Below are 9,420 nucleotides of genomic sequence, written 5' to 3'. Positions count from 1 at the left end.
CACGCGTGGCGCGCAGCCCGCGGTTGCGGCATCCGCGGCCCTCACCGGCGCGGAGCGCCGCGCCGCCGAGAAGGAGCTCTCGTCGATCGACCGTCGCCTCGAGAAGCTGCAGGCGCAGATCGCCGCGCAGCACGAGAAGCTGGCGCAGCACGACCAGGGCGACTACGTGGGCCTCGGCGTGCTCGGCGACGAGCTCAGCGCGCTGGAGGCGTCGGTGTCCGACCTCGAGACCCGCTGGCTCGAGGTGTCCGAGGCGCTCGAGGCCTGAGCGGCAGCCCCGCGCCCCCGCGGCCGGTGCCCCCCATCGCACGGCGTGGGCGCCGTCACGGACGTCACGCCCGAAGCATCCGTCGGAATGCAGCGCCGCAGCCGCAGGAACTGTGACGCATCGTGACCACGTGGTCATGCCCTCGAAGATGCTTCGCCTAACGTGGAGATGCGCCCGCGTTCGCGGCATCGACGCCCCCACCGACACGAACCGTGGCGGAGCCATGCCTGCTCCACGCCATCAGCACCTGATCGCGGCGCGCCCACGCGAAAGGGAATCACCGGAATGTCACGTACCACCACCAAGCTCCTCGCGGCCCTGGCGACCCTGCCGCTCGTGGCCGCGCTCGCGGCCTGCGCCACGCCCGCCGCCGGCGAGAACGGCGACGACGTCGTGAAGATCGGCGTCGTCGGCAAGGCCGACCCGCAGTGGGCCGCCTTCGAGGACGCCGCCGCCGAGGCCGGCATCGACATCGAGCTCGTCGACTTCGCCGACTACGCCCAGCCCAACCCGGCGCTCACCGAGGGCGAGCTCGACCTCAACCAGTTCCAGCACATCGTGTACCTCGCCGACTACAACGTGTCGGCCGACGAGGACCTCACGCCGATCGGCGCGACGGCGATCTACCCGCTGGGCCTCTACTCGACGAAGTACGACTCGGTGGAGGACATCCCGGCCGGCGAGACCGTCGCCGTGCCGAACGACGCCTCGAACCAGGCCCGCGCGCTGCTCGTGCTGCAGTCGGCCGGGCTCGTCGAGCTGAAGAGCGGCGGCTCGATCTTCTCCGACCTCGCCGACATCGACGAGGCGAAGTCGAAGGTGAAGGTCACCGCCCTCGAGGCGTCGCTGACCCCGACCTCCCTGCCCGACGTCGCGGCCGCCGTCATCAACAACGACTTCGTCGCCGACGCCGGCCTCAGCTTCGAGGACGCGATCGCACAGGACGACCCGAGCGATCCCAACGCGCTGCCCTACGTGAACATCTTCGCGGCACGCGCCGACGATGCCGACAACGAGACCTACCTGAAGCTCGTCGACATCTTCCAGACCGACCCCGACGTGCAGGCCGGACTCCTCGAGTCCTCCGGCGGCACCGCGGTGCCGGTCACCACGCCGGTGGCCGACCTGAAGGACTCGCTCTCCAAGGTCGAGGCCGACACGAAGGCCGCGAAGGGCTGACGCCCGCGACCGATTCGACGGATCGATCGCGACGCGAGCGGGCGGTGGGCGCCGAGAGCCCACCGCCCGTCTCGGCGTTCCGGAAGGAGCATCCATGGCTCTCGTGAGCCTCACCAACGTCAGCAAGACGTACCCGCCGGCCGAGCGCGGCGGCGCGCAGGTCGTGGCCGTCGACGACGTGACCCTCGACATCGAGGCGGGCGACGTCTTCGGCATCATCGGCTACTCGGGCGCGGGCAAGTCCACGCTCGTGCGCCTCGTCAACGCGCTCGAGCCCGCGACCTCGGGCCGCATCACGGTGGACGGCCGCGACCTCACGGTCATGCCCGAGCGCGAGCTCCGCGGCATCCGGCTCGGCATCGGCATGATCTTCCAGCAGTTCAACCTGTTCGGCGCGAAGACCGTGTGGCAGAACATCGCCTACCCACTCAAGGTCGCCGGCGCCTCGAAGGCCGAGATCGCGGCGCGCGTCGCCGAGCTGCTCGACTTCGTCGGCCTCGCCGACAAGGCGCGCAACTACCCCGACCAGCTCTCGGGCGGCCAGAAGCAGCGCGTGGGCATCGCCAGGGCGCTCGCCACCTCGCCGCGCCTGCTGCTCGCCGACGAGGCCACGAGCGCGCTCGACCCCGAGACGACGCAGGAGGTGCTCGCGCTGCTCAAGCGCGTGAACCGCGAGTTCGGCGTGACGATCATCGTGATCACCCACGAGATGGACGTCATCCAGTCGATCGCCACGAAGGTCGCCGTGATGGACGGCGGTCGCGTGATCGAGCACGGCGACGTGTTCGACGTCTTCTCCGACCCGCAGAACCCGTCGTCGCGGCGCTTCGTGTCCACCGTGGTGAAGGGCGTGCCGTCGCCCGCCGAGCTCGACGTGCTGCGCGAACGCCACGAGGGCCGCATCGTCACGATCTCGTTCCGCGACGGCGACGTGTCGCAGGCCTCGGTGTTCCTCGAGCTCGCGGCGGCGGGCCTCGAGTTCGAGCTCGTCTACGGCGGCATCAACGACATCCAGGGGCGGGCGTTCGGCCACCTCACCCTCGCGATCAGGGGGGCGGATGCCGCGATCGACCCCGCGCTCGCCCGCATCGCCGAGCGCGTCGACGTGACGGAGGTGCCGTGATGGACCGGTTGTTCGAGCTGCAGGGCGAGTTCTGGACCGCGGCCGTCGAGACCCTCTACATGGTGGGCCTCACGCTGCTCATCGGCGGCACGGCCGGGCTCCTGCTCGGCGTCGTGCTCTACACGACGCGTCCGGGCAGCCTCCTCTCCAACGGCGCGATCTACAACGTCGTGAACGTGGTCATCAACTTCTTCCGGCCGATCCCGTTCATCATCTTCATCGCCGCGGTGCAGCCGCTCTCGCGGCTCGTGATCGGCACGGGCATCGGCAACAACGCGCTGATCTTCGCCCTGTCGCTCGCCGCGTCGTTCGCGATCGCCCGCATCGTGGAGCAGAACCTGCTCACGGTGTCGCCCGGCGTCATCGAGGCGGCGCGGTCGATGGGCGCGGGTCCGCTGCGGATCCTCAGCACCGTCGTGGTGCCCGAGGCGCTCGGGCCGCTGATCCTCGGGTACACGTTCGTGCTCGTCGCCATCGTCGACATGACGGCGGTGGCGGGCCTGATCGGCGGCGGCGGCCTCGGCACGTTCGCCCAGGTCTACGGCTACCGCCAGTTCGAGCCGGTCATCACGTGGGCGGCGGTGCTGCTCATCGTCGTGTTCGTGCAGGGGGTGCAGTTCCTCGGCAACTGGCTCGCCCGGAAGGTGCTGCGGCGGTAGCCGGCGCCGCGACGCGTGGCCCCGGCTAGTCGAAGCCGAGGCTGAGCTTGCGCAGCAGGCTGGCGAGCCGCTTCTGCTCGGCCGCGGGCAGGCTGTCGAGCAGCTCGGCCTCGGCGTCGACGAGGCGCGTGATCGCGGCATCCACGCGCGTGAGGCCCGCCGGGCTCATCTCGACGAGGATGCCGCGGCCGTCGTTGGGGTCGGTCTGACGGCTGACGAGCCCGCGTTCGACGAGCCGGTCGATGCGGTTCGTCATGGTGCCGCTCGAGACGAGCGTCTGCTGCAGGAGCTGCTTGGGGGAGAGCCGGTAGGGCGAGCCCGCGCGTCGCAGCGCAGACAGCACGTCGAACTCGGATGCCTCGAGCTCGGACCGAGCGAACGCCTGGCGCCGTGCGCGGTCGAGGTGCTTCGAGAGGCGTGCGACGCGGGAGAGCACCTGCAGCGGCGCGAAGTCGAGGTCGGGTCGCTCGCGCTCCCAGTCGCCCACGATCCGGTCGACCTCGTCAGCATCCGTCATCCCGCCATTATCCCGCCGCGCCGTGGCCGTCGGCGCCGCCGGGCAGCCGGTGCGCAGCGGTGGGGCGGGGCCTCAGCCGGTGGGCGGCAGTGCCTCGCCCGTCTCGAGCAGCGACTTCATCGAACTCAGCACGAACATCCATCCGGCACCCGACACGCCCTCCGCCGTCTTCGGCGAGCCCTCGAGCCGGTCGTGCGTGAGGGTCACGAGGCAGGTGCCGCCATCCTGCGGCTCGATCTCCCAGGTGACCCGGCTGACCGGCTCGGCGGACATCTCGGGGTCGTACTGCGACCGCCACTCGTGCACGAGTCGACGCGGCGGGTCGAACTCGAGCACCGCGTCGGGGTCCCAGCGTTCACCACGTGGCCCCACGTGCGAGCGGGTCTCGGGGGTGATCTCGATCGTCACGCGGTGGAAGTACCGCGCGGTCAGCTCGGGCCGGGTGATCGCCGCCCAGATCTCGTCGGCCGTGGCGCGGATGTAGACGTGGTAGACCTGCGTCGTCGTCATGGTCGTTCCTCCAGTTCTCGTTTGAGGTCCGCCAGTGCCGAGGCCGGCCCCACCCGGTACTTGTCGATCCAGCGATCGTGGATGAGCCGGATCGGCACGACGTTCAGGAAGTGCAGCTTCTCCCGCCCCGAACGGCGCGTGGTGACGAGGCCGGCGTCCTCGAGCACCCGCAGGTGCTTCATCACGCCGAAGCGCGTCATGTCGGCGAGCGACTCGAGGTCGGCGAGGCGGGCGCCGTCGTGCTCGAACAGGTGGTCGAGCAGGCGCCGCCTCGTGGCGTCCGCCAGCGCCTTGAACACCGCGTCGTCGTCATCCATCACGATCAGGATACGTGACCTATAGGTCACATGACAAGACCGGACACGACGCTCCCGGCGCCGCGTCTGGCAGACTGTAGGGCGCTCGGAATCGTCGGTTCGGAGCGGTCCGCCATGGTGTAACGGCAGCACGACAGCCTTTGGAGCTGTGAGGACCAGGTTCGAATCCTGGTGGCGGAGCATGGACCAGAATCTCGCGATCATCGTGCTCGCCGCCGGCCAGGGCACCCGCATGAAGTCGGCCACCCCGAAGCTCCTGCACCCGCTCGCCGGGTCGCCGATCGTGGCCCACGTGCTGCGCACGGCGAACGCGCTCGACGCCGCCCACGTCGTCGCCGTCGTGCGGCACGAGCGCGACCAGGTGGCCGCCGAGGTCGAGGCGGTCCTGCCCGGCGTCGTCGTCGTCGACCAGGACGAGATCCCGGGCACCGGTCGCGCCGTCGAGCAGGCGATCGCCGCGCTGCCCGACGACTTCGAGGGCGAGGTGCTCGTGCTGAACGGCGACGTGCCGCTCCTCGACGCCGACACGCTCGCCGCGTTCCTCGAGCAGCACCGCGGCCGCGCCGCGCAGGCATCCGTGCTCTCGGCCGTCTCCGACGACCCCACCGGCTACGGCCGCGTCGTGCGCGGCGCCGACGGCGGGTTCGATCGCATCGTCGAGCAGAAGGACGCCACCGACGACGAGCGCGCGATCGGCGAGATCAACGCGGGCATCTACGCGTTCGGCGCCGCCGCGCTGCGCGACCAGCTCGCGAACCTCACCACCGACAACGCGCAGGGCGAGAAGTACCTCACCGACGTCATCCAGCTGCTCCGCGAGGCGGGCTCCGAGGTCGAGGCGGTGCCCGTGTCCGAGCCGTGGCTCGTCGCCGGCATCAACGACCGGGCCCAGCTCTCCGAGACGGCCGCCCGCCTCAACGCGCTGATCGTGCGCGGCTGGCAGCTGAACGGCGTGACCGTCGACGACCCTGCGACCACGTGGATCGACCTCGACGTGAAGATCGAGCCCGACGTGACCATCCGCCCGGGCACGCAGCTGAAGGGCGCCACGGTCATCGCCACGGGCGCGGTGGTCGGGCCCGACACGACGCTCGTCGACTGCGAGGTCGGCGCTGGGGCGGAGGTGAAGCGCACGGATGCCACGCTCTCGGTCATCGGCGCGGGCGCCTCCGTCGGTCCCTTCTCGTACCTGCGGCCCGGAACGGTGCTCGGCGCCGACGGCAAGATCGGCACGTTCGTCGAGACGAAGAACGCGACCATCGGCGAGGGCAGCAAGGTGCCGCACCTCTCGTACGTCGGCGACGCCACCATCGGCGAGCACTCGAACATCGGCGCGGCGTCGATCTTCGCCAACTACGACGGCGTGCGGAAGCACCACTCCGACATCGGCTCGCACGTGCGCACCGGGTCGCACGGGGTGTTCGTCGCGCCCGTTAGGATTGCCGATGGGGCGTACACCGGCGCCGGCACCGTCGTCCGCAAGGACGTTCCCGCGGGCGCACTCGCCGTGAACGTGGCCCCGCAGCGCAACATCGAGGGATGGGTCCAGAAGCATCGACCCGGCACCGCGGCAGCCCAGGCGGCCGAGGCCGCCGCAGAGGCATCCGGCTCCGACGAAGACTGAACGCACCGGCTCAGCGCGGGTGGAGAGGACAGACCACATGTCGGGAATCGAGACCACCGGATCGAAGCGCCTCGTGCTCGTCTCCGGACGAGCGCACCCAGAGCTCGCCGAGCACATCGCCGAGGAGCTGGGCTCCGAGCTCGTGCCGACCGACGCCCGCACCTTCGCCAACGGCGAGATCTACGCGCGCTACGACGAGAGCGTGCGCGGCTCCGACGCGTTCGTGATCCAGTCGCACACGTCGCCGATCAACGAGTGGCTCATGGAGCAGCTCATCATGATCGACGCCCTGAAGCGCGCGTCCGCCAAGCGCATCACCGTGGTCTCGCCGTTCTACCCCTACGCCCGCCAGGACAAGAAGGGCCGCGGCCGCGAGCCGATCTCGGCGCGCCTCGTCGCCGACCTCTACAAGGCGGCCGGTGCCGACCGCATCATGTCGATCGACCTGCACGCGGCCCAGATCCAGGGCTTCTTCGACGGCCCGGTCGACCACCTCTTCGCCATGCCGGTGCTGCTCGAGCACTTCAAGGCCAAGCTCGACCCCTCGACGCTCACCGTCGTGTCGCCCGACATGGGCCGCGTGCGGGTCGCCGACATCTGGAGCGACAAGCTCGGCGTGCCGCTCGCCATCATCCACAAGCGTCGCGACCCGCTGGTGCCGAACCAGGTGTCGGTGCACGAGATCGTCGGCGACGTGAACGGGCGCGTGTGCCTGCTCGTCGACGACCTCATCGACACCGGGCGCACCATCGCCAAGGCCGCCGAGGCGCTGAAGGCCAACGGCGCGATCGGCGTGGTCGTCGCGGCCACCCACGCGGTGTTCTCGAGCCCCGCGGTCGAGATCCTGCAGAACGAGTCGATCGACAGCGTCGTGGTGACCGACACGCTGCCCGTCCCGCCCGAGAAGCGCTGGGACCGCCTGACCGTGCTGCCCATCGCGCCACTCCTCGCCCGCGCCATCCACGAGGTCTTCGAGGACGGCTCGGTGACGAGCATGTTCGACGGCGCGGCGTAGGCCGGCCCGATGGCGATCACGACCCCGCGTCCCTGGCTGTCGAGCTACGCCGAGGGCGTGCCGCACGACGTCGCCGCCGAGCAGGGGTCGCTGTTCGACCTCGTGCACGGCTCGGCCCTGCAGTACGGCGACCACGTCGCGCTCGAGTTCTTCGGCGCGACCACGACCTACGCCGAGCTCGGGGAGCAGATCGACCGCGCCGCCGAGGGCCTCCGTGCGCTCGGCGTGCAGCACGGCGACCCGGTCGCGCTCGTCCTGCCGAACTGCCCCCAGCACATCGTCGCGTTCTACGCCGTCCTGCGTCTCGGCGCGATCGTGGTCGAGCACAACCCGCTCTACACGCCGCGCGAGCTGCGGCACCAGTTCGAAGACCACGGCGCGCGCGTCGTGATCGCGTGGGACAAGGTCGTCGAGACGATCCAGGCATTCCCGGCGGATGTCGCAGTGCAGTCGATCGTCTCCGTCGACGTGACCCGGGCCATGCCGTTCCTCACCCGATTCGCGCTGCGCCTGCCCGTCGCGAAGGCCCGCGAGTCGAGGGCGGCGCTCACGACGAAGGTTCGCGGCACGGTGCCGTGGCGCGAGCTCGTGGCATCCGACCGCATCGATGCCGACGTCGCCGCGCCCGCGGCATCCGACGTCGCCCTCATCCAGTACACGAGCGGCACGACCGGCAGCCCCAAGGGCGCCATGCTCACGCACGCGAACCTCGGTGCGAACGCCGCGCAGGCCCGCGCCTGGGTGCCCGAGATCGAGCGCGGCACGTCGGTGGTCTACGCGGTGCTGCCGATGTTCCACGCGTACGGGCTGACGCTGTGCCTCACGTTCGCGATGAGCATGGGCGCCCGGCTCGTGCTGTTCCCGAAGTTCGATCCCGAGCTGGTGCTCAAGGTCGTGAAGCAGCGGCCGCCGACCTTCCTGCCCGCCGTTCCGCCGATCTACGACCGGCTCACGAAGGCCGCGGCCGACGCGGGCGTCTCCCTCGACGGCATCCGCATCGCGATCTCGGGGGCGATGCCGCTGTCGGCCGACGTCGTCGAGCCGTGGGAGGCCGCGAGCGGCGGGTACCTCGTCGAGGGCTACGGCCTCTCGGAGTGCTCGCCGGTGCTCATGGCCAACCCGGTCGCACCGAACCGCAGGGCCGGCACCGTGGGGCTGCCGCTGCCCTCCACCGAGGTACGCGTCGTCGACCCCGACCGGCCCACCGTCGACCGTGAGCCCGGCGCCGAAGGCGAGCTCATCGTGCGCGGACCCCAGGTGTTCTCGGGCTACTGGAAGAAGCCCGACGAGACGGCCGCGGTGTTCGTGCCGGCCGACGACGGCGGCGCCGACTGGTTCCGCACGGGCGACATCGTCGCGATCGACGATGACGGCTTCGTGCGCATCGTCGACCGCATCAAGGAGCTCATCATCACGGGCGGGTTCAACGTGGCGCCGAGCGAGGTCGAGGAGGCCATCCGCGCGCACGCCGACGTCGAGGACTGCGCGGTCGTGGGGCTGCCCGACGAGCACTCGGGCGAGCAGGTCGTCGCCGTCGTGGTGCTCAAGGCCGGCGCGACCTTCGACGAGGCGGCCATCCGCGCCTTCGCCCGCGACGGGCTCACCGCCTACAAGGTCCCGCGGCGCATCGTGCAGGCCGACGACCTGCCGCGATCGCTCATCGGCAAGGTGCTGCGCCGCGAGGTGCGCAACGGGCTGCTCGAGGGCTGAGGTCGCCGGTGCCGTTCCTCTCCGCCGAGACCGCCACGGCCCTCGCGCGCCTGGTGCGCCTCGAGCAGGCGGGTGAGTCGGATGCCACGCCGCTCGACCGGCTCCGGGGCATCCGCTCGCTCGCGGTCGCTCTCGAGGTCGAGCCCGCCACGCTCCGTGCCGTGCGAGCGGCACTCGACGCGGGCGCCACGTGGGACGAGGTGGCGGATGCCGCGGGCCTCAGCCCGTCGGCGGCGAAGTACCGCTGGGCGGGTGACGACGACGCCATCGCCGAGCGGCAGGAGGCGAGTCGCAAGCGCAAGCGCGAGCGACCCTCGAGCTCGCCCACCGACCTGCCGGGCCTGTCGGTCTCGGAGGCGGCGAAGCGACTCGGCGTCACGCCGCAGGCGATCTACCAGCGCGTCACGCGCGGACAGCTCGAGGCGCGCACCGTCGAGCTCCCCGATGGGCGCACCTACAAGCGGGTGTTCCCCGACGCGGCTCCGGCCGCGGCCCCGG

The 9,420-nt window shown here is 71.0% G+C and carries 11 protein-coding genes and 1 tRNA gene; 9 read left to right on the top strand and 3 right to left on the bottom strand.

Features of this window, described 5'->3' with window-relative positions; genetic code table 11:
* From GH736_RS11475 to GH736_RS11460, 4 genes are all read left to right on the top strand, one after another.
* Positions 1–268, top strand: a 268-nt coding sequence (locus GH736_RS11475; RefSeq protein ID WP_235934058.1) for an ABC transporter C-terminal domain-containing protein, incomplete at its 5' end; no start/stop codon positions are given.
* Between the two features lie 285 nt (positions 269–553).
* The gene (locus GH736_RS11470) at positions 554–1,447 is read left to right on the top strand and encodes a MetQ/NlpA family ABC transporter substrate-binding protein (protein ID WP_159603338.1); all 894 of its coding nucleotides are present in this window, start codon (positions 554–556) and stop codon (positions 1,445–1,447) included.
* A 94-nt stretch (positions 1,448–1,541) separates the two neighbouring features.
* Positions 1,542–2,570, top strand: coding sequence for a methionine ABC transporter ATP-binding protein (locus tag GH736_RS11465; RefSeq protein ID WP_159603336.1), 1,029 nt, complete (start codon positions 1,542–1,544; stop codon positions 2,568–2,570).
* Positions 2,570–3,229, top strand: coding sequence for a methionine ABC transporter permease (locus GH736_RS11460; protein ID WP_159603334.1), 660 nt, complete (start codon positions 2,570–2,572; stop codon positions 3,227–3,229). Before GH736_RS11465 ends, GH736_RS11460 begins: the two co-directional genes overlap by 1 nt.
* Positions 3,230–3,254: 25 nt before the next feature.
* Here the strand turns inward: GH736_RS11460 and GH736_RS11455 are convergent, their stop codons facing one another.
* The 3 genes from GH736_RS11455 to GH736_RS24980 form a co-directional block, all read right to left on the bottom strand.
* On the bottom strand, positions 3,255–3,746 hold the full coding sequence (locus GH736_RS11455) for a MarR family winged helix-turn-helix transcriptional regulator (RefSeq protein ID WP_159603332.1): 492 nt from the start codon (positions 3,744–3,746) through the stop codon (positions 3,255–3,257).
* 72 nt (positions 3,747–3,818) lie between these two features.
* The gene (locus GH736_RS24985) at positions 3,819–4,256 is read right to left on the bottom strand and encodes an SRPBCC domain-containing protein (RefSeq protein ID WP_159603330.1); all 438 of its coding nucleotides are present in this window, start codon (positions 4,254–4,256) and stop codon (positions 3,819–3,821) included.
* Complete coding sequence (locus tag GH736_RS24980) at positions 4,253–4,573, bottom strand: ArsR/SmtB family transcription factor (protein WP_159603328.1); 321 nt, start codon at positions 4,571–4,573, stop codon at positions 4,253–4,255. The genes GH736_RS24985 and GH736_RS24980 overlap by 4 nt, the downstream gene beginning before the upstream one ends.
* A gap of 108 nt (positions 4,574–4,681) precedes the next feature.
* Here GH736_RS24980 and GH736_RS11440 point away from each other — a divergent pair.
* From GH736_RS11440 to GH736_RS11420, 5 genes are all read left to right on the top strand, one after another.
* A tRNA-Gln gene (locus tag GH736_RS11440) sits at positions 4,682–4,753 on the top strand.
* A 1-nt stretch (position 4,754) separates the two neighbouring features.
* Positions 4,755–6,197 carry a bifunctional UDP-N-acetylglucosamine diphosphorylase/glucosamine-1-phosphate N-acetyltransferase GlmU gene (gene glmU / locus GH736_RS11435; protein WP_159603326.1) on the top strand — a complete coding sequence of 481 codons (1,443 nt, stop codon included), beginning with the start codon at positions 4,755–4,757 and terminating at the stop codon, positions 6,195–6,197.
* Positions 6,198–6,234: 37 nt separating this feature from the next.
* A complete protein-coding gene (locus GH736_RS11430; protein WP_159603325.1) occupies positions 6,235–7,212 on the top strand; it encodes a ribose-phosphate diphosphokinase in 978 nt (325 codons plus the stop codon).
* 9 nt (positions 7,213–7,221) lie between these two features.
* A complete protein-coding gene (locus GH736_RS11425; protein ID WP_159603323.1) occupies positions 7,222–8,922 on the top strand; it encodes a long-chain-fatty-acid--CoA ligase in 1,701 nt (566 codons plus the stop codon).
* An 8-nt stretch (positions 8,923–8,930) separates the two neighbouring features.
* On the top strand, positions 8,931–9,420 hold a 490-nt coding region (locus GH736_RS11420), incomplete at its 3' end, for a hypothetical protein (protein ID WP_203230730.1).

The sequence above is a fragment of the Agromyces humi genome, assembly GCF_009720255.1.
Taxonomy (GTDB): Bacteria; Actinomycetota; Actinomycetes; order Actinomycetales; family Microbacteriaceae; genus Agromyces; species Agromyces humi.
Note: the sequence above shows the minus strand (reverse complement) of the source record. Positions and strands in the feature narration are given on the sequence as shown.

What these genes read in the sequence shown, in the direction of transcription:
- GH736_RS11470 (WP_159603338.1), top strand. Translation starts at nt 554, where the DNA reads ATGTCACGTACCACCACCAAGCTCCTCGCGGCCCTGGCGACCCTGCCG.
- GH736_RS11465 (WP_159603336.1), top strand. Translation starts at nt 1,542, where the DNA reads ATGGCTCTCGTGAGCCTCACCAACGTCAGCAAGACGTACCCGCCGGCC.
- GH736_RS11460 (WP_159603334.1), top strand. Translation starts at nt 2,570, where the DNA reads ATGGACCGGTTGTTCGAGCTGCAGGGCGAGTTCTGGACCGCGGCCGTC.
- GH736_RS11455 (WP_159603332.1), bottom strand. Translation starts at nt 3,746, where the DNA reads ATGACGGATGCTGACGAGGTCGACCGGATCGTGGGCGACTGGGAGCGC.
- GH736_RS24985 (WP_159603330.1), bottom strand. Translation starts at nt 4,256, where the DNA reads ATGACGACGACGCAGGTCTACCACGTCTACATCCGCGCCACGGCCGAC.
- GH736_RS24980 (WP_159603328.1), bottom strand. Translation starts at nt 4,573, where the DNA reads ATGGATGACGACGACGCGGTGTTCAAGGCGCTGGCGGACGCCACGAGG.
- glmU (WP_159603326.1), top strand. Translation starts at nt 4,755, where the DNA reads ATGGACCAGAATCTCGCGATCATCGTGCTCGCCGCCGGCCAGGGCACC.
- GH736_RS11430 (WP_159603325.1), top strand. Translation starts at nt 6,235, where the DNA reads ATGTCGGGAATCGAGACCACCGGATCGAAGCGCCTCGTGCTCGTCTCC.
- GH736_RS11425 (WP_159603323.1), top strand. Translation starts at nt 7,222, where the DNA reads ATGGCGATCACGACCCCGCGTCCCTGGCTGTCGAGCTACGCCGAGGGC.